Origin of the sequence: Nocardia sp. NPDC051990 (assembly GCF_040680755.1) — a bacterium.
Classification (GTDB): Bacteria; Actinomycetota; Actinomycetes; order Mycobacteriales; family Mycobacteriaceae; genus Nocardia.
The window spans coordinates 29,355-53,305 of sequence record NZ_JBFAXH010000016.1 but is presented as its reverse complement, the minus strand read 5'-3'; the positions used below and the strand labels follow the sequence as shown (position 1 = coordinate 53,305).

The following is a 23,951-nucleotide window of genomic DNA, read 5'->3' as shown; positions in this document are numbered from 1 at the left end:
TCTACTTCGCCACCGAGTTCCGGGCGAGGATCACCTCGGCGATCACCGCATCGGAAAAGACGGGCCATGCCTCCCGCGCCCAGTCGCCGAAATTCTCGTCGCTCAAAGCGATACTCGCCACCCCCAATTCGGGATCGACCCAGAGAAATGTGCCGGACTGCCCGAAATGGCCATAGGTACCTGCGGAATTCGATCCGCCGGTCCAATGCGGCGATTTCGCGTCGCGAATCTCGAATCCGAGTCCCCAATCGTTGGGGCGCTGCGATCCGTAACCCGGCAGCACACCGTTGAGGCCGGGGAACGCGACCGTGGTCGCCGCGGCGTGGGTCTGCGCCGAAATCAGCTGGGGGTCTAGCAGTTCGGCACCGAAGCGCACCAAATCGGCTGCGGTGGACCGGGCCGCATGCCCGGCCGGACCGGCCAGCACCGAGGCCGTCATGCCGAGTGGCTCGAATACAGCCTCGCGCAAGTACTCCGGGAAGGCGATGCCCGTCTGCTCCGCGACGAAGGCCGCGAGGATTTCGAATCCGGCGCTGGAGTAGATGCGGCGCGTACCCGGCGCGGCGATCACCTCGGTGGTATCGAAGGCGATGCCGGAAGTATGCGCGAGCAGATGCCGGACGGTAGCTCCCGGTGGACCGGCGGGCTGATCGAGTTCGATCGCGCCTTCCTCCACCGCGACGAGCACCGCATAGGCGACCAGCGGCTTGGTCACCGAGGCGAGCGGGAAGACCCGCTCGGTATCACCCGCCGTCCGCGCTCCGTCCCTGGTGACGACACCTACCGCCGCATGCCGAACCGGCCAGTCCTTGATCTGCTCGAATGCCCGCACGAATTGAGCGTACGAGACGCCCGTTCCTGGTATGCCCGCACCGCCCTCACAGGAAAGTCGGTACCGCCGGTACCATCAACCGGTCATGAGCACACAGCCCACCATCAACGGCGATGTGGCGGCCGGATTCGGCCCTGTCGCCGACGCCTTCCGCCGCAACTTCACCCAGCACGGCGAAATCGGCGCTGCCGTGGCCGTTTACGCGGGCGATCGCGCGGTGGTGGATCTGTGGGCGGGTCATCGTGACCGCCACCGGACGCTGCCATGGGAACGCGACACGATCGTCCCGGTCTTCTCCTCCACCAAGGGCATGGCCGCATTCGTGGTCGCCACGATGGTCTCGAAGGGACTGCTGGACTACGAAGCGCCGGTCGCGAAGTACTGGCCGGAATTCGCCGCGCAGGGCAAGGGCACGGTCACGGTACGTCAGCTGATCGACCATCAGGCCGGACTGTCCGGATTGGATACCGTGGTGCGGCTACCACAGATCGCCGATCTCGACAGTCTCGCAACGATTCTCGCAGCACAGCGCCCCGCGTGGCAGCCTGGCACAAGACACGGTTATCACGCCATCACGCTCGGCCTGTACCAGGGCGAACTCGTGCGCCGCGTGGATACCGCACACCGCACACTCGGACGGGTCTTCGCCGAGGAGATCGCGAAGCCGCTCGACCTGGACTTCTTCATCGGTCTGCCCGCCGAGCAGAGCATGGACCGAATCGCCCCCCTGGCCGCCACCGAAGGCGCGGACATTCTGCGCTACGAGCGCGATATTCCGGTGCGCATCGGCGCGGAGATCTTCGCCAAGCGCGGACTTTCCCATGCGGCACTGACCAATCCGCGCATCGGCGCACCCGCGCGGGCGAGCCGGCGCGAACTGCTCGAGTTGGAGATGCCGGGTTCCAATGGTGTGGGCAATGCCAGGTCGCTGGCCAAGGCGTATGGCGCCGCGGCGGGTCGCACCGGTGCGCTGCCGATCGACGATGCGGTACTCGATCGGCTCGCCGCCACGGCCGCCGATAACGTGCCCGCCGACGATCTGGTGCTGCACACCAAATCTCGCTACCACCTCGGCTTCCGCAAATCGCGCGGCTCGTTCCGCTTCGGTTCGGATAAGCGCGCCTACGGCACCACCGGCCTCGGCGGCTCCTTCGGATTCGCCGATCCGGCCACCGGACTCGGCTTCGGCTACTCGATGAACCGCCTCGGCCTCGCCGTCCTCGACGACGTCCGCAGCCGAAACCTCCGCGAGGCGCTGCTCCGCTGCACAACCTGACGCGTGAATTGCCTCGATGAGGAGCTAGGAGATGGTCGTGGAAGAGCCGATGCCAGGCGCGATCAGGCAGGACGATTGGTTCGTCTTGCTGGACCCGGCGCGAAAGACCGGTTCATCCGACTTGCCACCGGAAGCCATAGTGGGTGGCTGGATGGTCGAGGATGACGGAACCGTCGGGCCCTTCCAGCCGAATCCAGGTTATGTACCCGGGGACGCGTCGACGCCGACTGATCCGATCGATGCGATATTGCGCCGGATTGCGGGCGGGGAGCAACTCGCCGACGATCTTGTGGGGTCGATCCGGACTGCGGTTGTGGAGATCGGGTGCGACGAGCAAGACAGGCCGCTGGTGGGCACGGGACCAGACGGTGTCGTCTGTGCCGTCATAGCCACCGCGGCGACGCAGAAGCTGGATGTCGACGTGGACCGCTGGTGGCCGGTGGTGGGCAGCGAACTGCCGAACATCCTCCCACCGGAAACCGATATCCTGCTGAACCCCAATGGTATGGCGCCGCTTCGCCTCGCCATCGACGCCTTGAGAGATGCCGACTGACGTGTCAGCGCGCAGGCTTCGAGACCGGGGCATCCCCCGGCGGTGTCTGTATCGGCTCGACATCGGAGTTCGCGGTGTCTGATCGGGATGCCTCAGGATCCCGAGGGGCGCTGATTCGCGAGGCGGGGGGCGCTGAAACCACAGCAGGAGGTGGCGCGACCGCGGGCACCGCTGGGGCACGGCGCTGCTTGGGTTTCGTCCATGGCGTGGAGAGTTCTTCGCCGGTAGCCGGTCGTCGATCCGCTTGCGACACCGCGCCGATGGAATCCGGATTCGTATTTTCCGTGTTCTGCTCGGAGCGGCGGTCTCGTCGCGACCAAGGACTGGTCGAGGGCGGTCTGGTCGCCCCTGAGGCGGCGGACGGCGGGATCGGCCCCGCATCGTCGCGAATATCGGCGCCGTCGGTGGGAACGAGCGCGTCGAACACCTCCGGAACGACCGTGGCCCTTGATGATTCATCGAGTGCCGAGTAACTGGCCCTGGCCGTGTAGTTGACACCCGTCGAGCTGTCGGACTCGAACGCTCGATCGACGCCGCGGTCAGCGGATCGCCGGCCCATCGGTTCGACTTCGACGGGCGGCGGTAATCCGGGTCGCTGCACCATCGGAGTTGCCGGGGAATGTTCGGATGTGCGATCCGTATTCGACAGATTGGTCGTTTCCGATGCACCGGTTCGGTCGGCCGGTGCGATCCCCGCCGCACCTGGTGCTGCGGCGGGGCGCGAATCTGCGACCGTCTGCTGCGGTCGGCGGTCGTCGGACGAGGTCGGCTCGACAAGGTTCGTGGGAGTCGACTCGCCGGAGTTCTTGGGGGCCGACCCTTCCTTACCTCGCGGCCGAGCGTCGTCGAGGACGGGCGGGGTGACGTGTCGACCGTTGTCGGCGTTTCCCTGGAACGGGCCCGTTGTTTCGGCGGGCTTGTTCGGCACCGTCGGCGGCTTCGTCCGATGTTCGGCACGGGCCATCGATTCAGATGGACCCAATTCAGATCGACCGCTTCCGATCCTTGCCATGTTGTCGGTGAAACGGGTGTAGTGCTCGGCGACTTCGCTGCCGAGACCGATCAGCGCGTCGGCATGACGCCGTGCCTCGTCCGGGTTCAAGTGCAGCGTCTCCGCAGCCCCATCCCCGACATCGAGGAGGGCGGCTGTTGTTCGGTAGGCAAATCCGGCCAAGCCCTCGGCAAATCGCTGGACGACGTCTTCGAACCGTTCGAGCGCCGACTCGAGTAGCTTGCCGAAGACGTACTCCTCGATCGTGTGCTGCAATGCGGTGACAACCCGTCGCGCGGCGGCTGCGACCACAGCTTCCAATGCAGCGCCCCCCGAGAGCAGCAGGACTCCAGCGGCCGCCGCGAGCGCCGCGATTTCGGCGATCGCTGCCGCTTTCATCACTGCGATCGCGCCGGCCGCCGCGTCCATGGCCGCGGCAACAGCACCTCCGCCGATGCGTAGCGCGGACATGTGTGTCCTGTCCACAGCCGTCCAATCGGCCAGAAGCTGCCGATATCCGGATCCTGAATAGTCTTCTTGCAGTGCGGACATGTGATGGTTCGCGGAATCCAGCGTGTTGTCCAGATCGGACACGAATGTCCGGACGTGCCGCGCGGCCTCGCGGACATGATCCTCGTCGACATTGACCCACGGAATGCCCAGGAAGTTGAGGAAGATCGCGACCTGCTCCGGAAGCACCACACCCATCTCAGGTGCCGCCGTCTGCGGAGCCTGGAGCGCGGGTAACTCCGGGAGCCCGGTAGACCTCCACCAACGAATCCGCCGAATCACCGACGGCCGGGTCGACCTCGACGCCGACAAGGGAGGACTTCTCACCGCGTGACAGGGACGTCTGGGTCATCACATCGCCTTTAGCGGCGTAGATATCGGTGTTGGGCAAACCGCCTTTCGTGTGCAAATGCTCGGCCAAGGTCGCGGCAGCCGAACCTCCTGGCCTGGCTGGGCTACACGAAAGCAGCACGATCGAGCTGTCCGGATTGCCCAGGAACGCTCGTTCCAGATGTTGGTTGTCCGCCAGCAGCTCGCCGTAGGTTCTTCCGTCGACCTGCACCGTCTTGGTCGTCCAGCGCCCCGTCTTGACCTTGATATAGAAGGTTCGGCTGTCGGCGTGCGCATGCACATACACCGGGTTCTTGCGGGTGACATCGTCGGCCCACAGAGCTTGGCGACGACGTCCGAAAGCCCACTCCGGTTTCTTGGATCCGGGGTTCTTCCGCCAGAAGGCGTAGTACACGAAGTCCGAGGATCGGAAATCGGCACGTGCCCAGCGCTCCTTGCTACCGACATCGCCACGGCGAGACGGAAACGAGACGCCGATGACATTGCCTTCGCGATTCTTCAGGGGCACGCTCACCACGTCTTCGGCGTTGAACCGATGAAACCGACCCGAACCGTCCGTGCTGACGAACCGGCGCGCGCCGGCTCCGGAGTCGAGGCGACCGATGCGGCGTGCGCCGTCGGCATCGGCATATTCGAGGCGGGAGACCGTGCCACGGATGCGATTACCGGTTCCGGTGAGATGGCCCGAGGTGGCTTTGGCAGCCTTCCCGACGGCATGGTCGAGGCGACCGATGACCCGTGCCAGTCCCGCGAACACAGCCAGAACCTACGGCCGGACCAGCAGCGGGACAGACCGTAGCACCGTGTTCATCCTCCAACGACGACCGGCCGCACCTGACGCATCGACGGCCGGCCGATCTTGAGAATACCGGTCGGTCGGTCTTCGTGCATCGGATACGGTGGCCAACACGGGCGCATCGCATTGCGACTCGCACTGGCGGCGCCACGAGTGGGCTGCCGATCGCCAGGCGCTTCTTCGACAGTGCCCTGGTGCACCCGGGACCGAGTGGGCACTGATGGCACACGAAGCGACGAGGACGCCCAAATTGCGAGCTTTGCCGCAAATGCGAGGACATCCGGAGGGCATTCGCGCCACCGCGCTTGCGCCCCACCTGAGGCGACCGAGGCCATCACCTACGACATGCCGACCTCAGCTCAACGGCCACGATGTCGTTCATTTCGCAGACTGGGAGGGGACACGTGAGCCTCTACCCGATCCCAGACGGCGATGCGACGTTCGCGCGGGCCATCGAGCCGTACCGGGCGGACAAGGGGACGTTGAATTCTCCGCTCGGCGAGCCGGTCCCTACAAGCTGATCACACAGTTCGCGAACGAGCTCGCCGAGCGGTGTCCCCGCGGATTACCAGTCGGCCTCGGTGTACTTGATGATGCCGCGAATGTTCTTGCCGTCCAGCATGTCCTGGTAACCCTCGTTGATCTGCTCCAGGGAGTACTGGCGGGTCACCATGTCGTCGAGGTTCAGTTGGCCCGACTTGTACAGCGAGAGCAGGTGCGGGGCGTCCTGGCGGGCGTTGCCGCCGCCGAAAATGCAGCCCTTGACGGTCTTCTGCAACATGGACAGCAGGAAGCTGTTCAGCTTGACGTCGCTCTCGTCCATGCGGCCCATGGAGGTGACGACCAGGGTGCCCGCCTTGGCGGTGAGGATGAGGCCCTCTTCGATGTATTCGCCGTGCATCTCCCCCATGGTCAGGATGACCTTCTGCGCCATTCGGCCCTCGGTGGCCTCCATCAGCGGCATGATCGCGGCGGCCATGCTCTCATAGGCGTGCGTCGCGCCGAACTTCTCCGCCTGCTCGCGCTTCCACGGGTTCGGGTCGATGGCAACGACTTTGGACGCGCCGGAGAGCACCGCGCCCTGTAGCGCGCTCATGCCGACGCCGCCGATGCCCGCGATCACCACGGTCTCGCCGGGCTCGACCTTGGCGACGTGAGTGGAGGAACCGAAGCCGGTGGGGACACCGCAGCCGACGAGGCAGGCGACCTCGAACGGAATGCTCGGGTCGATCTTGACCACCGAGGTGTGGTGCACCGTCATATATGGCGCGAAGGTGCCGAGCAGGCACATCGGGATGACATTCTCACCGCGCGCCTGGATGCGGTAGGTGCCATCACTGATGGACTGACCCATCAGCAGACCCGCGCCCAGATCGCACAGCGCCATATTGCCGCTCACACACGCCGGACAGCGACCGCAGGCCGGAATGAACGACAGGATCACGTGGTCGCCGACCTGCAGATCGGCGGGGCAGTTCGGTCCGAGCTTGGTGATCACGCCCGCGCCCTCGTGGCCGCCCATGACCGGGAAGGAGGGCATCGGCGTCGCACCGGTCACGATGTGGTGGTCCGAGTGGCACATGCCGGCGGTTTCCATCCGGATTTGAACCTCACCGGCTACCGGATCACCGACCTCTATCTCCTCGACCGACCACGGCTGCTCGATCCCCCACAGGATCGCGCCTTTCGTCTTCATTCCTGTCGACCTCTCGCACGCACGGGCTTCTATGTGACTGCACCCACACTACGAGAAAACTGGAACGCGTTCTAGTACTCGGTTGAAAATTCGTCGACACGGATTGACAGGACCCCCGAACGAGTTCCAGTTCTACCCGGCCACGAACCCGTCCCGGTCCGATATTGCCCGACTTCAGCCACGCACGTCGTAGACATGGTGGATTACGTCGTGCAGAAAGTAGACGGCCAGGGATTCGACCGTGAAGACCCAGCCGTCGCTGCGCCGGGCCTGGTTGCCGAGGGCGGCTTCGGGGACCGATTCGAAGGCGCGCGCGACGGCCTCGGCCGCATCGGTCAGCTCCTCGGCGACCTTGCGCGGATCCTGCTCGCCGTATCGATCAGCGATGGCGGTGACATCCTGATCCCAGTTCGAGAACACCGGGACACCGTCGTCGGCCTCGACGCCTTTTGCGCCGAACCCGGAAACCTTTGGATCCACCGCCTCGGTGCGCGCCGCGACAGCCGCACGATAGGTGAAGATTCGGCAGACATCGCGGACATGGGCGGCATATTCGAGCGCCGACCAGGTCGAGTCGTCGGGGCGAGCGGCGGCGTCGGGACGCCCGAGCGTTGCCGACAAACGGCTCGCGTATTCGCGGGCCAGCGTGGGCACCGCCGCGTAAGTGATCGACTCCGGGTCGAATCCGCATTCGGGACAGGAGCGTTCGAGGACCCAGGTCCAGTTCTTGGCATCGGGAACGATTGGCATGCAGACACCCTAGATTGGCTGAATATCTTCAGCGATATATATTCAGCCAGCTATCGCCAAGATCCCGACAGACCTGTTCAACCCATCAGACGATGCGCCCGCTCGAAGAGTTCGAGTGTGATGGCATGCAGGAAGTCACCGACCTGCTTGGGCGCCTTCCCCGCGAATGCGCGAGCATGCGTGCCCTCCAACACAATTCCCAGCTTGAAGCAGGCGAGCACGGTGTACCAGGTGACATTGCTCAGGTCGCGACCGGAGAACTTGCCGTAGTGCTCGGCCATCTCCTCCGGCGTCGGCAGACCGCCGACGGCACCGAGCTTGCCGATCAGCGCCGCGCCCGTGGTACCAGGCTCCGGCCGGGTCGCGATCTGCCAGCCGAGGTCGAGCAACGGGTCGCCGATGGTCGACATCTCCCAATCCACCATCGCGGCCACCTCCGGGCCATCGTAGGAGAACATCATGTTGGCCAGGTGGCAGTCGCCGTGCAGGATGCCGGGCGTCCACTGTGCGGGCCGATTCCGATCCAGCCACTCCCCGACCCGATGCACTCCGGGAATCTCCGGACCCGGATAACCCGCATTGGCCGAATAGGACTCGAGTTCACCGAGCCAGCGCGGAACCTGACGCTCCAGGAACCCTTCCGGTTTGCCGTAGTCCTGTAGGCCGAGTGCCTGATAGTCGAGCGAGCCGAGGCGGGCGATGGCCTCCACCGCGGACAGGCCCATCTGACGCCGGATCTCCGGATCGCCAGCATGCAGTTCCGGCAGTTCGTTCTGCGGGTTGAATCCGGTAATGGGCTCCATCAGGTAGAACACCGCGCCGAGGACGGATTCGTCCGGGCAGGCGGCGATCACCTTCGGCGCGCGCACACCGGTTCCGTCGAGCGCGCCGAGCAACCGGGCCTCGCGACGGATGACGTCATTGCTCTTGGCGCGCAGATGTTTCGGGCCGCGGCGCAGCACATAGTCCCGACCGCCGCGGACGAAGCGCAGCATGATGTTCTGCGTGCCACCGCCGAGCGCGGTCACCGCCTCGAACTCGCCGCCCGGCAGGCCCTGCTCATCCATCCATGTGCCGACGACGGCAAAGTCGACGGCTCCCCAAACCTCTGGCCGATCGTTGAGTTCCCCACCAGTCGCGTCACGGACCGGCGGTTCAGCGGGTTGCTCGGTTCTGGACGTACCCGATGAGTTACCCATGTTCTCTCCAAATCAGTTGTCGCCTGAGAGCATGGACGTCAATATCTATCACGCTGTCACACGCTGCATCGCTCCCGCCATAGTAGGGCGCAGGCATACCACACCAACGGCGTAATGTTGCTGGACAAATGCGCACCCTGCTGATCGACAATTACGACTCGTTCACCTACAACCTGTATCAGCTGATCAGCGAGGTGAACGGGGAAGAACCCACGGTCGTGCGCAATGACGAGGTCGACGATATCGCGCGGTTGCGGCTGGAGCGCTTCGACAATGTCGTCATCTCCCCCGGGCCGGGTCGCCCGGATGTCGGCCGAGACATCGGCATCTCGGCCGCGGTGATCCGCGAGACCGAACTGCCGCTGCTCGGTGTCTGTCTCGGACATCAGGCGATCGTCGTCGCGGCCGGCGGCATCGTGACGACCGCGCCCACCGCGCGGCACGGCTATCTCGATCACATCGAGCACGACGGCGACGAGCTGTTCGCCGGGCTGCCCGAGGGTTTCACCGCGGTGCGATACCACTCGCTCTGCGCCCAGCGGCCGTTGCCGGACAGCCTCGAGATCACCGCCGTCGCCGCCGATGGGGTGATCATGGGTGTGCGGCACCGGAGCAGACCGCAGTGGGGGGTGCAGTTCCATCCCGAATCGATTGCCAGCGAGTACGGTGCGGCATTACTCGGAAATTTCGCGAAACTTACTGCGGGCCAGCGGATTCGGTCGAGCATCAGCGCGCCGTTCGAGCACGCCGAGCCGCTGACGGGCAGACATGAGTTCCGCGAATCCCGGCGCTCCTGGCAGCTGCGGCATTCGGTGATCGAGCGGGCGATCGATACCGAGGCCGCGTTCCTGCGGCTATATGGCAACTCCCCCACCGCATTCTGGCTCGACAGCGAACATATCGAACCGGGACTCGATCGGTTCTCCTTCCTCGGCGATGCGAGCGGGCCACTGGCCGAGGTGATCCGCTACCGCGTCGGGGAGAACAAGGTCACGGTGGAATCCTCGGACGGAAATCGGCGGACCATACCCGGCGGAATTCTCGACTATCTCGCCGGGCAGCTACACCTGAGACATACCGAACTACCTGATCTGCCTTTCGATTTCGCTTGTGGATACGTCGGATACCTGGGTTATGAGGTGAAGGCCGATTGCGGCGCGAATGCCGCACATCGCGCCTCGACACCGGACGCGCAGTGGATATTCGCCGATCGGATCGTGGTCGTGGACCATGTCGGCGGGCGCACTCATCTGCTCGCACTCACCGATCCCGCGCCGGAAGCCCTTCGGGCGGGCGCGGATTGGCTGCGCGATACCCGCGAGATCCTGGAATCCCTACCGACGTGGGCGAATCCGCCCACGCTCGACGTGGGCTCCGATACCGCCGCCATCGCACCGCTGTTCACCCGAGGGCGGGAGCGGTATCTCGCCGATATCGCCGTCTGTCAGGAGCGGCTACACGCGGGCGAATCCTACGAAATCTGCCTCACCGACACCGCGTCCGTGGCGGCCACCGAATCGGACGGACTCGATTTCTATCGCACCCTGCGCCGCTGCAATCCCGCACCATACGCGGCGTATCTGCGCTTCGACGATCTCGAAATCTCCTGCTCCTCACCGGAACGCTTCCTCAAGGTGGACCGCGCCAGGATGGTCGAGAGCAAGCCGATCAAGGGCACCGCGCCGCGCGGGGCCACGGCCGCCGAGGACGAACGGCTGCGACGCGAACTGGCCGACAGTCCCAAGACCAGGGCCGAGAATCTGATGATCGTCGACCTGTTACGCAATGACCTGGGCCGGGTGTGCCAGATCGGCAGTGTGCACGTGCCGAAATTGATGGCCACCGAGACGTATACGACCATGCACCAATTGGTTTCCACCGTGCGCGGCACGCTGCGACCGCATGTCGATGTGATCGATTGTCTGCGTGCGTGTTTCCCGGGGGGCTCGATGACCGGGGCACCCAAGTTGCGGACCATGGAGATCATCGACGAACTGGAAACCGAAGCGCGCGGCATCTATTCGGGCACCATCGGCTTCCTCGGCCTTGCCGGTACCGCCGACCTCAATATCGTCATCCGCACCGCGGTCCGCCACGACGGTCACTGGCGCATCGGCGCGGGCGGCGCCATCGTCCTCGACTCCGATCCCGAGGACGAATACCACGAAACCCTGCTCAAGGCCGCCGCCACCCACCGCGCCGCACCCCACTGAGCCCCGGTTATTTGCGGCGGGTGCGTCTCGGGCGTCTGGGGGGGCGCGGGCGGTTCGGCGGGTTTGCCGGTGAAGCGGCCGAGGAGGGAGAGGCCCGGGAGTTTGGCGAGGGCGGTGAAGAGGTCTTCGCCGAGGCCGATCATCGCCTCCAGGCGGGGCAGCAGTCGATCGTAGGCGGCGAAAGCCGGATCCGCCAGCGCCAAGGTGCGGTCCAGCCGATCGATGGTGGAGTTGAGCCGGTCGATGGCGATCGCGAGGCTCGCGATCAGATCCGGGAGTTGCGCCGCCAGCTGCGCCGAGGCCGGTGGCAGGCGCACCGCCGCATCGAAGGCCTGACCAGCCGTGAGTTGTGCGGCATCCAATGCCTGACTCGCCGCCGACTGTGCCGCCTCCACCGCCGATTGCGCGGCCGCCAGAATATCGCCGGGACTCGGCACCCGCCCACCCGGCACCTTCGGAGTCGAGGCCTTCCGGCCCCCTCCCTTCGGGGTAGTCATCCCTCCACTCTGCCGCACCCACGGCCCTTCCGACCGGATATCCCCGACCGACCGGTTTGTGTCGTGATTCGCCGACGTCGGCGCGCACTCGCTCGCATCGCCGAAGATAAGGACCGCCGAAGTCGGCGTGTCGGTGCTTCGTGGCATAGTTCGAGCACGATGAAACTCAGTAAAGGGGCCAATGCGGCGGTGCCGACTTCCCTTCTTGCCGTGGTTATTTCATGGCGGTCGGGGCATACGGTGGATGCGCATGCGCTGTTGCTGGCGGCGGCGGGCACGGTGCGTACCGATCGGGATCTGGTGTTCTTCAATGCGCCCCGGCATATGTCGCAGGCGGTGACGCTCGATCAGCAGCCGGCACCGGGAACTGCGCGACTGAGCGTATCGTTACCGCGCACTGAATCGGATGTGGCGCGGATCGTGGTCGCCGGCTCGGTCGACGACGGCACCTTCGGCGATATCACGGGTCTGACCCTTACCATCGAGGCCGCACACGGGCCGGTCGCTCAGTTCGAGATCACCGATCCCGACGCGGTGTCGGCAATGATGCTCGGCGAGTTCTACCGCCGCGAGGGCCAGTGGCGCTTCCGCGCGATCGGCCAGGGTTGGGCCAGCGGGCTCTCCGGCCTCGTCACCGAATTCGGAATCACCATCGACGATGGCGCTCCCGCACCAGCTGCCATGCCGACTTCGCCAGCGCGGCACCGTGTCTCGGCCGCCAGTTCGACCGGCACGGCACTGGCCGGTCCCCAGCAGCTCGACCCCGCACCCTCGAACCAGGACGGCACTCGCCCCGCTCACGCCGACCGGCGGTATCACCCCCCTGCCCGACCCCCTGCACTGGGGGCGACTCGCGGAGATCATGCTGGGCAGCACACCGCCGCCGGGCCGCGATCCGCCCGAACCGCCGAATCAGCCGACGAACGCCCCGTCCGGCCGCGACCAGGCAGGCCGGTCGACCTTCAGCGCCAGCGCCACGAGGTCGAACCGCCGATACCGGCACCGCCGAACCCCGAACGCGCGAACTGGCATTCGGATCCCGAGAATCCATCGCGAATGCGTTGGTGGGATGGGGCCGAATGGACCGGTGCCACCGTCGATCGGCGTCCGCCTAGCCCGCGCAGCTGCGAGCGGTGCGGAAATCCCCTGCGCCGCAAGCTGTTCGGCGGGGTCGCGTCCTGTCAGAGTTGCGAATACGAGATCGAGGAATTTCTGACGCACTGGCATACCCAGGCCCGGCGGGCGCTGACCACAGCCGGTCCGCGCGGTCCGGAGTGGGATGCAGTGTGGGCGTCGTTGCGGTATCAGCGAATTGATGAGGGCCGGGGCCGGGCGGCGCTGCGGGATGTGGCGCTCACCTACGTCGAGCGACTGGTCGCCTTCGCATTCGCGGACGGCGAGATCGAGCAGAGCGAGTTCGAGGCATTCGAGTACGCGATCGAGGAATTGGCGCTCAGCGGAGCGCAGGTCGAGGATCTGCGCAGGCGGATGTATCGCGGCCACACCCTGTCACGGTTGCGCGGCGGGGATCTGCCCGTGGTGCGCACGCCCGGCCTGCACCTGGATCCAGAGGAGAAGGTGCATCTCGATCTGCCCGCCGTGCACGTCCGCCAGCTCGCCAGGGGGCCGAAACTCACCGACGGCAGGGTGATCGCCAGCAATAAGAAGCTGCGGTTCGTCGGTACTGATACCGGCACCGAATTGCCATGGAATCGCGTGGTTTCGGTGCAGGTCGAGCAGCGTTCGGTGGTCGTCGCGGCGACCTCGGCCCGCGGTGGCGCCACCTTCGATGTCGACGATCCGGATTACGTCGCGGCGGCTCTGGAGGGTGCGCTGCGGGTCGCCAAACGCCTGGTCCTCACGCCCGGCCAGCGCGATACCCGCAGCATCCCCCAGGAGGTCAAGGCCGAGGTGTGGCAACGCGACGGCGGCAAATGCGTCGAATGCGGTGACGGCCACTATCTCGAATTCGACCACATCATCCCGCTCAGTCGCGGCGGCGCGACGAGTGCGACCAATCTGCAGATCCTCTGCCGCGCCTGCAACCGCGCCAAGGGTGCCCGGATCTGATCCGAATCGCCGATACCGCACGCGCCTACGCACCGAAACACCGATGTGGCGAAGAATGCCTATGTGAAGAAGCACGTTGAGCGGCCCCGTGTGTCGCCGTAGCGTGCGATACCGAACAGCGTCGTTTGGGAGGATCAATGCACGTAGCGGTGATCGGCGGAACCGGGGTACTGGGGGCCGCAGTGGTGCGAGAGCTGAGCGCGCGCGGACATCAGGTCCGTGTGGTGAGCCGAACCGCCCCGACGGATCGAACGCTGGAGCACCGGTCCGCGAATCTCGCCACCGGCACCGGTCTGGATGCAGCACTGGACGGTTGCGACACCGTCGTCGACGCGGTGAGCGCCCGCAGCCGGACCCGATCGGTCATGGTGGACGGCGTGCGCCGTCTACTGGCGGCCGAAAAGCAGGCAGGTATCGGCCACCACGTCGAGATCTCCATCGTCGGTTGTGATCTCGTCCCCTTCGCCTACTACCACGCCAAGGTGGACCAGGAACAGGTGGTCACCACGGGCGAGGTTCCCTGGACGCTGCTGCGCGCCAGCCAATTCCACGAACTCGTCACCGAAATCCTCGCCGCGGCGGCACGCTGGCGGCTCGCACCGCGCTCGACCGCGAAGATACAGCCGATCGACGTCGACGCCGTCGCGACACGACTCGCCGACGCGGTGGACAACGGCCCGGCCGGACGCATTCCGGATATCGCCGGACCGACCGTGCACACCCTCACCGAACTGGCCGATATCTACCGCGAACACACCGGCCGCAAGCTGCTGCCGCTCCCGGTACCCATTCCGGGTCGCGTCGGACGTGTCCTGCGGTCCGGTGCCCTCTGCCTGGACGGAAAAGGCGACGCGATCGGCATCGGCTACGCCGAATGGCTGTCGGGCCAGCTCACTCGCTGATCAACCCGGCGGTGCGGCCGAGATCGGCCAGCATCGCGTCGAACAGGATCTCCGGATTCGACAGCGGGATCGGATAGTTCCCGAACACTTCGAGCGTGACGTGTCCGTAGAGCCGGGCCCAGATCTGGATCATCAGATACGTCACGCCGAGATCGAGTTTTTCGGCCGGAAACTTCTGTCCGGACTCCGAAAGCGCTGCCAGCAGCTCGGTTTGGAACAGCACGAGGTCATCGCGCAGTTCCGCCGGAATCACATCGGTCGGCGGCGTCACGACATCGTAGGTGACCAGCAGCCGACCGGCGGCCGCGAGGAAGATCCGCCCGAACGGTTCGTCGAACCGGCGCAGCATGCGCGCGCGGCCTGCACCCGGCGAGGCGAACACCAGGGTGAATTCCCTGGTGTGCGCCAGCGCCCAGCGCCGGAATCCCTTGCAGATGGCGAAGAACTGCACCGCGCCGTCATCGGGCAGCGTGGCGATCTGTTCGGACAAATCGGCGGCGAGGTCCGCGCAGAACTCCAGGCGCAGGCTCTCCAACAGGTCCTCGCGCGAGTTGTGGTACCGATACAGCGCGGGCGCGGTGATGCCGAGTTCGCGCGCGATGGCTCGCAGGGTAACCGCGTCGGGACCGTGTTGGACCAGCAGTGCGCGGGCCACCCGGCAGATATCCGCATCCGAAACCACCGGTGCCCGCCCCCGCGGCTTGGCACTGTTCATACGGGAATTCAAGCGTATTCGACCTCCCAGCGCTTGATGCCGTTCAACCAACCCGAGCGCAACCGCACCGGATCGGCGACCTGACGCAGATTCGGCATCGCATCGGCGATGGCATTGAACATCAGATCTATCTGCAGCCGAGCCAAATTGGCGCCGACGCAGTAGTGCGTACCGGTGCCGCCGAACCCGACGTGCGGGTTGGGGTTGCGCAGCACATCGAAGGTGAAAGGATCCGCGAATCCGTCCTCGTCGAAATTGGCCGAGCTGTAGAACAGCCCGACGCGCTGCCCCTTCTTGATCTCCTGACCGCCGACCTCGGTATCCCGCGTGGCGGTGCGTTGGAAGGCGGTCACCGGGGTGGCCCAGCGCACGATCTCGTCGGGCGCGGTGCGCGGGCGATGCTGCTTGTAGAACTCCCACTGCGCCGGATTGTCGACGAAGGCCTTCATACCGTGAGTAATCGAGTTGCGGGTGGTCTCATTGCCCGCGACCGACAGCAGGATCACGAAGAACGCGAACTCGTCCGAGCCCAGGTTCTCGCCGTTGATATCGGCGTTGATCAGCTGGGTGACAATGTCATCGGCCGGACATTTGCGCCGCTCCTCGGCCATGTTCCAGGCATAGCCCATGACCTCGGCGGTGGCGGTGTGGTGATTGCCGTCGAACTCCGGATCGTCATAGGAGATCATCTGGTTGGTCCAGTCGAACAGCTTCTTGCGGTCGTGCTGCGGCACTCCGAGCAGTTCGGCAATGGCCTGCAGCGGCAATTCGCAGGCGACCTGTTCGACGAAGTCGCCGCGGCCGGTCCGCTTGGCCTCGTGCACAATTCGGGCCGCACGCTCGGTGAGCGCCGCGCGCAGGCTCTCCACCGCGCGCGGAGTGAAGCCCTTGGAGATGATGCGGCGGGTCTTGGTGTGCTGCGGCGGATCCTGGTTCAGCATCAGCATATTGCCGAGCATGTCGATCTGCTCGCGGGTGGTTTCCTCGTTGAACCGGATGATCGCGGTGTTCTCGTGCGAGGAGAACACCTCCGGATTCTTCGAGATCTCCTTGATGTGATCGAGCTTGGAGATGACCCAGTAGCCGCCGTCATCGAAACCACTGGCCCGCCCGGACTGGGCGCACCACCAGACCGGGGCCGTGCGGCGCAGCTCGGCGAATTCCTGGATGGGCAGGCGGGTGGACAGCAAATCTGGGTCGGTGAAGTCGAATCCCGCGGGAATCGATGGCGTAGTCACGGTCACGGCTATCTCCTACCGGTCTGACTTGGGGTGCAGACCTCACGACGCTCGGGGGAATGGCAGCCGGCGGAGCCAGCGGGGTGGGTAAGCACTGTGTGGACACGTTCCGATTCCGATCGAACCACACAACGAAGGTTTTGTGAATAGCGTTTAGTAAATGCCGTTAACTTCAATCGAAGTTGCCACCCAGTCGTCAACATTAAATAGCCAACTGCTATGAATCTCTTCTGATCGCTTATCGCGAACCGCGGACGCGACCGGGCAGACAAGCCTGTAATGGACACAACAGGTCACTATTCGGAGGTCCCTCATGCCCAGCCTGTACGAGCACGCCGGTGGCGACGAGGCATTGCATCGTGTCGAAGAATCCTTCTATGACAAGGTGCTCGCCGATCCGGTGCTGAAAACCCAATTCACCGAGCGCCGCCCGACGCACGTCGACTATCTCACCTGGTTCACCGCCGAATCCTTCGGCGGCCCGGACCGTTTCACCCGCAACCTCGGCTTCGACTACATCATCGCCGTGCACCGCGGCCTCGAAATCACCGACGAACAGCGCGATCGCTTCGCCCAGCTGTATCTGGAAGCGTTCGAGGAGGCCGGGCTGGTCGACGATCCCGCCTTCCGTGCCGCGGTACGCGAGCATGCCGAATTCGGTGCCCAAGTGGCACAACAGAATTCGCATGCCAAGACCGACGACGAACTGCACCCGATCCGCGCGGTGCCGCACTGGACCTGGGACGGCGACGACTGACCGCCACCTATCCCGTCATGCGCGCCATCAGCGACATCAGCACGTATGGCAAGGTGGCGCCGACATCGGCGGTTTGATCCTGGGGTGTGCCGCGGGTATGCGCCGCCACCGCGAAACTCTCGCCGAACGATGCCGACGCCACCTACATCGGTCCGCTATCGGACCAACCCCATTTGGTGCCCTCGACGCCGGGCAGCCGCGCGGTCCCCCAATCCTGGGAGGTGCCGTCGGCCGCCCGCTCACTCGCCGCGGCCATCCACATGAAGATGGGCGAACCGGGTGCGGTGCGCTTCTTGGTCGCCAGGAAGGTGGCCACATCGGCGGTGCTGGTGTACGAACTCCCCCAGTCCGGACCCGATTTGGTGCCGGTCAGGCGGTACTCCGCGGCGTTGGCGGTGCCCCACTGGATACCGGGCAGCACCGAACGGAAGGAGAACGCGGTTCGCGACGGCACACCGCCCACATCGATCACATCCGCGGCGGCAACAGGCGCGGCGAATGCCAGCGCCGCCGCAGCGGCGACCGAAATCGGTAAAGCCAAGCGCCCCATGGTGTCTCGTCTCCTACAGCACCACAGTCAGGACGGACGGCTGCCAATGCCCGTCGATGGCATTGTCTTTCGGCGCGTACAGCTGCATGGTCAACGAGAACTGGCCAGGCCTGTCGCGCGCTTCAGCCCGAGCGCGGTTCGGCGCGAGACGTTCATGCATCTCCTTCATCCGACTCGGATCAGACTCGGCGGTTGCCAGCGCCCATCGAGCGCCCGCTCCTCGGGCACATACAGGCGCAGCGCGAGCCGGAAGGTGCCGGTTTCCGGGATCGGTAACCAATTGCCGTATGGCACATCACTTCCCGGGTCCGCTGCCTGGATGGCGAGTTCGAGCGAGCCGTCCGGCAGCGGCACGACGGGACGCTGATGACCGACCGAGTAGATGCCTGCCGGATTCGGCACCAGAGAGCGCTCCGCGGTGTAGGCGGTCAGCGACCAGAAGGCCCGCGCGGCCGGCGTGTGGCCCGCGGGGAAGTGCAGCCGGTACGAGCGCGGCGCGCCCTGCTCCCCAGCATCCGCGGTGACCTGCGGATAAACGGCGTCTTCGGGCAGATTCGCGCCGAGCGCGGTCCAGGCGGTCAAGGCACGCAGCGAGTAATCAGTGCCATAGGTGCCGAGGTTCGTCGCGAAACCCCAGCCGTTCACGCGTCTGGCCTGCGGATCGGCGTAGTCCGGGATGCACATCTGGCCCGCGGCCACCGCCGCGTCGAGATCCGCGACCGAGGCAGCGCCGACCGTGCCGCCCGGCCGAATTCCGATCTTCGAAAACCGCTGCAGCGCTGGGGCATCATCGCGAGCGGGCGGATTGGTGAGCATGAGTGTGCAGAGCCGGTCGAAGAAGGTGCGCCCGTCCATCCGCGCGACCTGCTGCGGAGGTGCGATCAGGGCGGTCGTATCGGGATTGATCACCGGGGCCGGCCGTTCACCGCGCAACCAGGCGCTCAGCGGTGCGAGCAGCACCTGCTGCTGCATGCTCTCGGCGGTGGCGAGATCGGCCTGACCGCGCAGTTCGATTCGACCGATCAGCCATGCGGTCGCGGTGGGCATCGCCAATCTGGTCAGGTTATCCGGCAGCGCGCCAGACCAATTGGGGCCGGTGATCACGTAGTGGTACGGCGGGTCCTGACCGGCGCGCACCCGTGGTGCGACGCTGCTCGGATTGTGGGTGGTATTGGTCCAGGCGTCCATGATCTGCATGAGCCAGTACCGGTCGCCATCCATCGGCGGAACCTGCAGCACCACCGGTTCGGCGCCCACGTCGAGCCAGGCTGTGGCATAAAGGGTGTCGATATTCGGCATGACCACCGAATTCATTGTGGGATTCACCGGGCCGACGGCCCACATCCGATTGGCGGGTACAGCGGCGGTATTCGACTGCAGCGTGATATCCATCAGCACCAGCGGATATCCATAGATATAGGCGTCGGTCGCGACCGAACGCGAATCGCTGGGCAGCACACTGCCGGAACTCGCCGCAGGATCGGAATCCGTCGATTTGCCGCACGCGACCAAGCCGGCGCCCGTAACGGCACCGGCCAGCAGCACAGATCGCCGCGACAGACTCATGCGTTTCTCCCTACTTCCCGACAGGTCGGACAACTTCGAGAGAGATCAGCCGGAGTATAGCCACATATTTGCCATAAATCGGTCAAGCGGCGACACAACCGGGTTCGGGGATCAGCCGGTGCCGAGAAACGAGTGGTCGCGCCAGATCGCAGACATCGTGACTGCATGGTCGCCGAGAAACCGATACCATCCACGGAAGAGCGCGTTAACCCCCTGTCCCACATCCAGAATGAGCAATACGAGATGATCCTGGCCGCCGTTTACGACACTTGGGCGCAGCTCGGCAATCCCACCCCCGAGGCCCCACCGGTGTCCGACAAGATTCTCCAACTCGTCCGCTACTTCACCTGGTTCGTGCTGCTCGCAGGCATTTGCGCCATTATTTACGCAGGTGGCCGCTTCGCCTGGGAGAAGTGGACCGGCGGCGGTCTGGAATCCCCGAAAATGGTGGCCGGAGCCATGATCGGCGGTATCGTCGCCACCAGTGCGGGCACCATCATGAATGCCGTCATCGGCTGAGTCCGCGACATCGACCGCGGACCGGCACGATTCAGCGCAGGATTCCCGCCTGTCCGGCCAGCCATAGCCAGTTCGGGAATACGGCAAGCAACCTGGCATACAGCTGCGCGCCGTCCACCTGATCTATGTCGTCGAGGGCGAAGAAGCCCGCATTGTCCACGACTCGATCCGACTTTTCGTCCAGGGTGCGCAGGTCACAGTTGGCCCGGCCGAGGCCGATGAATTGCCAGCAGGCGGGCAGTCGGGACGGTTCGCGCACGAGTGCGGCGATTTCGCGCATGATCGGCAGTTCGTCATCGCGGCCGCGATCATTGCCTGATCGATGCCCTCGACCAGTGGCGACCCGGCCGAACTGGGCGACTCACAGACCCCTGAGCAGTGTCAACATATCCAACGCCGCGTCGACGGAATCGCTGAGCAGCCGGATCTCCGCCGCGGTCGCGTCGTGCAGTCCGGGATCCTGTAGGGCCAGGCCATTGCCGTAGATCACCACGTTGTATCCGAGATCGGCGGCCCGCAGCAGCGGACCGGTCGCGACCCCAGCACCGAGCAGCTGGTCCAGCCCCTCGCCGACGAAATAGAACCGCCACAGCGGCCCAAGATCGCCGTTGTAGATCTCTTTGGTCCGATCGATGATCACCTGGCCGGAGGCCGCGATGGCATCGACAATCTCGAAGTAGTCGGGCATGTTCTCCGGCGTACTCGCCACTGTCGCCACCGAATACGCGAGATCCACGGTCAAATGCGCGTTGTAGCCCGCCATGGCGGCGCGAGCGGGCGGTACCTCGCACCGGCGAGCGAGCTCGAAATACCGCGCCCAGTGCGGCTCGACCGGCCCGCCGGTGAAGGCCGCATGCATATTGACAAGGAACCGCCGCAGCAATTCGAGGCTGATCGCATGCGCGTATTCCCGATCCCGAAACGCACCGGGATCCCGCTGCAATGGCATCACCGCCGACTGCTCCACACCGTCGAGCCCGATCGGAAACAGCCCGCGCCGATCCCGATGCGCGACCAGGATTTCGGTGATCTCATGGTGGCGCGCTACCGCGGTCTCGAACCGCTGTAACGCATCTCCGGTCAGCGTGCTGGTATCGGAGAGACGAGCGATGGTGTCCAGTTCGTCCGCCGACAGCGGCGTGCCACAGAACGCCGGATCAATCGGCTCCGCGACCGCCACCGGCATCAGCCCGGCAGCCATCGCGATTACCGCGGTGATCGGTCCGAGGACGGCCGTTCGCAAGGAAGTTCGCACCGCCGAAGCCTAAAGCAAGATTCAGGTTTGGCCGAGCGTGACACGTCGCCCAACGAATTCGCGGTCACCGTAGTGGACGATATCCGGATCCCAGGTACTGCCGACACTGGAGACGAAGCGCCGGGCCAGGGCGACATCCGCGAGGTCGGCAACCAGAATGAGTCTGCCGGATTCGGTGACGGACCCGCCGACCAAATGCTCGCGCGCCTCCGGATCGGCGATGGCGAGCCCCGCACGATCACCACCCTATCGCCTCGACCGCGACCAGCCGAAGCTCAGGGCGACCGCGCGTTTCCAATTGTCGTATTCGTCTTCGCGGTGGATGGGATCCATCTGGGGGACCCATTGTCCGGCCAAGCGCCAATTGCCGCGCAGACCTTCGAGATCCGGCCAGTAGCCGACGGCCAGTCCAGCGGCGTAAGCGGCGCCGAGCGAGACGGTTTCGGCTACGAAGGGGCGCATGACCGGGATATCGAGGACGTCGGCGACGATCTGCATGAGCAGGTTGTCGGAGGTCATGCCGCCGTCGACGCGCAGGGTGCGGGCTTGGAGTCCGGAGTCGGTGTTCATGGCGTCGACGACTTCGCGGGTCTGCCAGGCGGTCGCCTCGAGGACGGCGCGGGCGAGGTGGCCTTTGTTGATATAGGAGGTCAGGCCGATGATGAGCCCTCTTGCGTCACTACGCCAGTGCGGCGCGTAGAGGCCGGAGAAGGCGGGCACGATATAGCAGCCGCCGTTGTCTTCGACTGTGCGAGCAAGGGTTTCGATCTCAGGCGCACTCGAAACCAGACCGATATTGTCACGCACCCACTGCACCAGCGAGCCGGTAACGGCGATCGGCCCCTCCAGCGCGTACACCGGTTCGGGTTCGATCTGATAGCCGATGGTGGTGAGCAGACCGTGCGAGGACTGCACCAGCTCACGCCCGGTATTCATCATCAGGAACCCGCCGGTGCCGTAGGTGCATTTGGTTTCCCCACGGGCGAAACAGGTTTGACCGAAGAGTGCGGCGTGCTGGTCGCCGAGCGCGGCGGCGATTCGGATGCCGGGCACCACCCGGCTTGTCGTCCCATAGGACGCGGTCGACGGCTGAATGCTCGGCAGCATCACGGCCGGAATCCCGAAGAATTCCAACAGTTCTCGATCCCAGGCGAGTTCGGCGATATTCATCAAGAGCGTGCGGCTGGCATTGGTGACATCGGTGCGATGCACACCGCCGTCCGGTCCACCGGTCAGATTCCAGATCAGCCAGGTCTCCATGGTGCCGAACAGCACATCCCCGTGCTCGGCCCGATCCCGCAGTCCCGGGATGGTATCCAGCAGCCAGCGCAGCCGCGGCGCGGCGAAGTAACCGGCCAGCGGCAGGCCGCACAGTTCGCGAATCCGTTCCGCACCGGGCTTGCGCTCGAATTCGCGCACCAGCTCATCGGTGCGCACGTCCTGCCAGACTACCGCCCGCCGGATCGGCACACCGGTGCGGCGATCCCATACCACGGTGGTCTCGCGCTGATTGGCGATGCCAAGGGCCACAACCTGTTCCGCGGCGATGCCGGAATCCCGCAGTGCCTGCGGCACGATCCGCTCGACATTGCGCCAGATCTCCAGCGCATCCTGCTCGACCCAGCCGGGCCGCGGATAGTGTTGCTGGTGTGCGCGCTGCGCGACGCCCACCAGGCGGGCGCGCTGATCGAACAGGATGCACCTGGTGGATGTGGTGCCCTGGTCGATCGCCAGTACATAGCGTTGCGACATCGGCTACTTCCTGTCGGACGAGAATTCGGTTCGGTGCATACGGTCGAGCCGGACGAAAGTCAGTGTCCGGCGACGAGATCCCGTGACACCGCGTGCGCGGCATCGCGAACGTGCCCGACCAGCGTCGGCCGAGGCCGCAGTTGCGGATCGCAGAGTCGGTCGACCGGACCGCTGATCCCGATCGCACCGACCACAAGTCCACCGTGTGTCCGGATCGGCACGGCTATACCGGCCACCCCGGGGCGGAATTCCTCGGTCTCCCCCGCCCATCCGGCCTGCCGGACCGCGGCAAGCGCCCGGGTGAGCGCCACCCGATCGACAATGGTGCGTCGGGTGTGCGGCGCCAATTCCCCACGGCGAACAGCAGCGGCCAGCTCGGCGTCATAGGCGAGCAGCACCTTGCCGAGCGCGGTCGCGTGCGCCGGTAGCAGTTCACCGACCTCGAGTGCCTGTTCGGTGTTGTCCGGCCGGAAGACGTGGTGCACGACGACCACGCCTTCGTCCGCCGCGGCGCCAATGCGCACCGACTCACCGGTCCGCGCGGCCAGGGCATCGGCCCAGTTGATCGCCCGCGAGCGCAGTTCATTGCTGTCGAGATAACTGGTACCGAGATGCAGTACGGCCGCGCCGAGCTGGTACTTGCCGCTGGCCTGATCCTGTTCGACGAATCCGACACCCTGCAATGTGCGCAGGATGCCGTGTGCGGTCGGTTTGGCCAGCCCGAGCGCACCAGCGATTTCGCCGACCCCGAGACGGCCCGAACCCCGAGCGAGCAGCTGCAGGACGGCCGCCGCTCGTTCGATCGACTGGATCGGGCCGGGCATAGGCGGAAACCTATCCCGGAACCTGCCGATTCGACAATGTCGAACACGCACGGTCCGACGAGCAACACCCGCGCAACGCGATGCGACCCGCACCCTTGCGACCTCCACTCTTGCTGGACAGCACTGACGCCACCTGGCG

General features: G+C 65.4%; 24 protein-coding genes. 7 read left to right on the top strand and 17 right to left on the bottom strand.

What is annotated here, in order from left to right; all coding sequences use genetic code 11:
* Position 1: 1 nt before the first annotated feature.
* Positions 2–832 (bottom strand): serine hydrolase domain-containing protein, encoded by an 831-nt coding sequence (locus tag AB0L63_RS24950; protein ID WP_364505194.1) that lies wholly within the window; start codon positions 830–832, stop codon positions 2–4.
* An 85-nt stretch (positions 833–917) separates the two neighbouring features.
* Here AB0L63_RS24950 and AB0L63_RS24945 point away from each other — a divergent pair, with 85 nt between their 5' ends.
* Both AB0L63_RS24945 and AB0L63_RS24940 read left to right on the top strand, forming a co-directional pair.
* Complete coding sequence (locus AB0L63_RS24945; RefSeq protein ID WP_364505192.1) at positions 918–2,108, top strand: serine hydrolase domain-containing protein; 1,191 nt, start codon at positions 918–920, stop codon at positions 2,106–2,108.
* Between the two features lie 31 nt (positions 2,109–2,139).
* Positions 2,140–2,661 carry a type VII secretion system-associated protein gene (locus AB0L63_RS24940; protein ID WP_364505190.1) on the top strand — a complete coding sequence of 174 codons (522 nt, stop codon included), beginning with the start codon at positions 2,140–2,142 and terminating at the stop codon, positions 2,659–2,661.
* A gap of 4 nt (positions 2,662–2,665) precedes the next feature.
* Here the strand turns inward: AB0L63_RS24940 and AB0L63_RS24935 are convergent, their stop codons facing one another.
* The 5 genes from AB0L63_RS24935 to AB0L63_RS24915 form a co-directional block, all read right to left on the bottom strand.
* The gene (locus tag AB0L63_RS24935) at positions 2,666–4,360 is read right to left on the bottom strand and encodes a hypothetical protein (RefSeq protein WP_364505188.1); all 1,695 of its coding nucleotides are present in this window, start codon (positions 4,358–4,360) and stop codon (positions 2,666–2,668) included.
* Position 4,361: 1 nt separating this feature from the next.
* Entirely contained in the window at positions 4,362–5,270 is a 909-nt protein-coding gene (locus AB0L63_RS24930; RefSeq protein ID WP_364505186.1) for a hypothetical protein, read from the bottom strand.
* A gap of 604 nt (positions 5,271–5,874) precedes the next feature.
* Positions 5,875–7,005, bottom strand: coding sequence for an NDMA-dependent alcohol dehydrogenase (locus AB0L63_RS24925; protein ID WP_364505184.1), 1,131 nt, complete (start codon positions 7,003–7,005; stop codon positions 5,875–5,877).
* Between the two features lie 174 nt (positions 7,006–7,179).
* A complete protein-coding gene (locus AB0L63_RS24920; RefSeq protein WP_364505182.1) occupies positions 7,180–7,755 on the bottom strand; it encodes a DinB family protein in 576 nt (191 codons plus the stop codon).
* A 77-nt stretch (positions 7,756–7,832) separates the two neighbouring features.
* Positions 7,833–8,822, bottom strand: a complete 990-nt coding sequence (locus AB0L63_RS24915; protein ID WP_364505374.1) for a phosphotransferase family protein — start codon at positions 8,820–8,822, stop codon at positions 7,833–7,835.
* 260 nt (positions 8,823–9,082) lie between these two features.
* Between AB0L63_RS24915 and pabB the strand changes: the two genes are divergently transcribed.
* Complete coding sequence (gene pabB, locus AB0L63_RS24910) at positions 9,083–11,167, top strand: aminodeoxychorismate synthase component I (protein ID WP_364505180.1); 2,085 nt, start codon at positions 9,083–9,085, stop codon at positions 11,165–11,167.
* Here pabB and AB0L63_RS24905 read toward each other — a convergent pair.
* Positions 11,056–11,664 (bottom strand): hypothetical protein, encoded by a 609-nt coding sequence (locus AB0L63_RS24905; RefSeq protein ID WP_364505178.1) that lies wholly within the window; start codon positions 11,662–11,664, stop codon positions 11,056–11,058. The two genes, pabB and AB0L63_RS24905, sit on opposite strands and share 112 nt — an antisense overlap.
* Before the next feature lie 159 nt (positions 11,665–11,823).
* Here AB0L63_RS24905 and AB0L63_RS24900 point away from each other — a divergent pair, with 159 nt between their 5' ends.
* A complete protein-coding gene (locus AB0L63_RS24900) occupies positions 11,824–13,734 on the top strand; it encodes a TerD family protein (RefSeq protein WP_364505176.1) in 1,911 nt (636 codons plus the stop codon).
* Between the two features lie 137 nt (positions 13,735–13,871).
* On the top strand, positions 13,872–14,636 hold the full coding sequence (locus tag AB0L63_RS24895; protein ID WP_364505174.1) for an NAD(P)H-binding protein: 765 nt from the start codon (positions 13,872–13,874) through the stop codon (positions 14,634–14,636).
* On the opposite strand, the gene AB0L63_RS24890 is transcribed toward AB0L63_RS24895, so the two are convergent.
* Both AB0L63_RS24890 and AB0L63_RS24885 read right to left on the bottom strand, forming a co-directional pair.
* Positions 14,626–15,351, bottom strand: a complete 726-nt coding sequence (locus AB0L63_RS24890) for a TetR/AcrR family transcriptional regulator (protein ID WP_364505172.1) — start codon at positions 15,349–15,351, stop codon at positions 14,626–14,628. The genes AB0L63_RS24895 and AB0L63_RS24890 overlap by 11 nt on opposite strands.
* An 8-nt stretch (positions 15,352–15,359) precedes the next feature.
* Positions 15,360–16,589: a cytochrome P450 gene (locus tag AB0L63_RS24885; protein WP_364505372.1), complete on the bottom strand. Its 1,230-nt coding sequence runs from the start codon at positions 16,587–16,589 to the stop codon at positions 15,360–15,362.
* Between the two features lie 313 nt (positions 16,590–16,902).
* Here AB0L63_RS24885 and AB0L63_RS24880 point away from each other — a divergent pair, with 313 nt between their 5' ends.
* Positions 16,903–17,346 carry a group II truncated hemoglobin gene (locus AB0L63_RS24880; RefSeq protein WP_364505170.1) on the top strand — a complete coding sequence of 148 codons (444 nt, stop codon included), beginning with the start codon at positions 16,903–16,905 and terminating at the stop codon, positions 17,344–17,346.
* A 7-nt stretch (positions 17,347–17,353) separates the two neighbouring features.
* Here AB0L63_RS24880 and AB0L63_RS24875 read toward each other — a convergent pair whose 3' ends face one another.
* From AB0L63_RS24875 to AB0L63_RS24865, 3 genes are all read right to left on the bottom strand, one after another.
* A complete protein-coding gene (locus tag AB0L63_RS24875) occupies positions 17,354–17,488 on the bottom strand; it encodes a hypothetical protein (RefSeq protein WP_364505168.1) in 135 nt (44 codons plus the stop codon).
* A complete protein-coding gene (locus AB0L63_RS24870; RefSeq protein WP_364505165.1) occupies positions 17,489–17,896 on the bottom strand; it encodes a hypothetical protein in 408 nt (135 codons plus the stop codon).
* Between the two features lie 165 nt (positions 17,897–18,061).
* Positions 18,062–19,462 carry a DUF1254 domain-containing protein gene (locus tag AB0L63_RS24865; protein ID WP_364505163.1) on the bottom strand — a complete coding sequence of 467 codons (1,401 nt, stop codon included), beginning with the start codon at positions 19,460–19,462 and terminating at the stop codon, positions 18,062–18,064.
* Between the two features lie 243 nt (positions 19,463–19,705).
* Here AB0L63_RS24865 and AB0L63_RS24860 point away from each other — a divergent pair, with 243 nt between their 5' ends.
* The gene (locus tag AB0L63_RS24860; protein ID WP_364505161.1) at positions 19,706–19,981 is read left to right on the top strand and encodes a hypothetical protein; all 276 of its coding nucleotides are present in this window, start codon (positions 19,706–19,708) and stop codon (positions 19,979–19,981) included.
* Positions 19,982–20,012: 31 nt separating this feature from the next.
* Here AB0L63_RS24860 and AB0L63_RS24855 read toward each other — a convergent pair whose 3' ends face one another.
* The 5 genes from AB0L63_RS24855 to AB0L63_RS24835 form a co-directional block, all read right to left on the bottom strand.
* Positions 20,013–20,261 carry a VWA domain-containing protein gene (locus AB0L63_RS24855; protein WP_364505159.1) on the bottom strand — a complete coding sequence of 83 codons (249 nt, stop codon included), beginning with the start codon at positions 20,259–20,261 and terminating at the stop codon, positions 20,013–20,015.
* An 81-nt stretch (positions 20,262–20,342) separates the two neighbouring features.
* Complete coding sequence (locus tag AB0L63_RS24850) at positions 20,343–21,236, bottom strand: DUF5995 family protein (RefSeq protein ID WP_364505157.1); 894 nt, start codon at positions 21,234–21,236, stop codon at positions 20,343–20,345.
* 21 nt (positions 21,237–21,257) lie between these two features.
* Positions 21,258–21,431, bottom strand: a complete 174-nt coding sequence (locus tag AB0L63_RS24845) for a hypothetical protein (RefSeq protein ID WP_364505155.1) — start codon at positions 21,429–21,431, stop codon at positions 21,258–21,260.
* Positions 21,432–21,482: 51 nt separating this feature from the next.
* Entirely contained in the window at positions 21,483–22,988 is a 1,506-nt protein-coding gene (gene glpK, locus AB0L63_RS24840) for a glycerol kinase GlpK (RefSeq protein ID WP_364505152.1), read from the bottom strand.
* Between the two features lie 59 nt (positions 22,989–23,047).
* Complete coding sequence (locus AB0L63_RS24835; protein WP_364505150.1) at positions 23,048–23,812, bottom strand: IclR family transcriptional regulator; 765 nt, start codon at positions 23,810–23,812, stop codon at positions 23,048–23,050.
* Between the last annotated feature and the right edge of the window lie 139 nt (positions 23,813–23,951).

Coding starts and splice junctions, on each gene's coding strand:
- AB0L63_RS24945 (WP_364505192.1), top strand. CDS start 918: ATGAGCACACAGCCCACCATCAACGGCGATGTGGCGGCCGGATTCGGC.
- AB0L63_RS24940 (WP_364505190.1), top strand. CDS start 2,140: ATGGTCGTGGAAGAGCCGATGCCAGGCGCGATCAGGCAGGACGATTGG.
- AB0L63_RS24935 (WP_364505188.1), bottom strand. CDS start 4,360: ATGGGTGTGGTGCTTCCGGAGCAGGTCGCGATCTTCCTCAACTTCCTG.
- AB0L63_RS24925 (WP_364505184.1), bottom strand. CDS start 7,005: ATGAAGACGAAAGGCGCGATCCTGTGGGGGATCGAGCAGCCGTGGTCG.
- AB0L63_RS24920 (WP_364505182.1), bottom strand. CDS start 7,755: ATGCCAATCGTTCCCGATGCCAAGAACTGGACCTGGGTCCTCGAACGC.
- AB0L63_RS24915 (WP_364505374.1), bottom strand. CDS start 8,822: ATGGATGAGCAGGGCCTGCCGGGCGGCGAGTTCGAGGCGGTGACCGCG.
- pabB (WP_364505180.1), top strand. CDS start 9,083: ATGCGCACCCTGCTGATCGACAATTACGACTCGTTCACCTACAACCTG.
- AB0L63_RS24905 (WP_364505178.1), bottom strand. CDS start 11,664: ATGACTACCCCGAAGGGAGGGGGCCGGAAGGCCTCGACTCCGAAGGTG.
- AB0L63_RS24900 (WP_364505176.1), top strand. CDS start 11,824: ATGAAACTCAGTAAAGGGGCCAATGCGGCGGTGCCGACTTCCCTTCTT.
- AB0L63_RS24895 (WP_364505174.1), top strand. CDS start 13,872: ATGCACGTAGCGGTGATCGGCGGAACCGGGGTACTGGGGGCCGCAGTG.
- AB0L63_RS24890 (WP_364505172.1), bottom strand. CDS start 15,351: ATGAACAGTGCCAAGCCGCGGGGGCGGGCACCGGTGGTTTCGGATGCG.
- AB0L63_RS24880 (WP_364505170.1), top strand. CDS start 16,903: ATGCCCAGCCTGTACGAGCACGCCGGTGGCGACGAGGCATTGCATCGT.
- AB0L63_RS24870 (WP_364505165.1), bottom strand. CDS start 17,896: ATGGGGCGCTTGGCTTTACCGATTTCGGTCGCCGCTGCGGCGGCGCTG.
- AB0L63_RS24865 (WP_364505163.1), bottom strand. CDS start 19,462: ATGAGTCTGTCGCGGCGATCTGTGCTGCTGGCCGGTGCCGTTACGGGC.
- AB0L63_RS24860 (WP_364505161.1), top strand. CDS start 19,706: ATGATCCTGGCCGCCGTTTACGACACTTGGGCGCAGCTCGGCAATCCC.
- AB0L63_RS24855 (WP_364505159.1), bottom strand. CDS start 20,261: ATGCGCGAAATCGCCGCACTCGTGCGCGAACCGTCCCGACTGCCCGCC.
- glpK (WP_364505152.1), bottom strand. CDS start 22,988: ATGTCGCAACGCTATGTACTGGCGATCGACCAGGGCACCACATCCACC.
- AB0L63_RS24835 (WP_364505150.1), bottom strand. CDS start 23,812: ATGCCCGGCCCGATCCAGTCGATCGAACGAGCGGCGGCCGTCCTGCAG.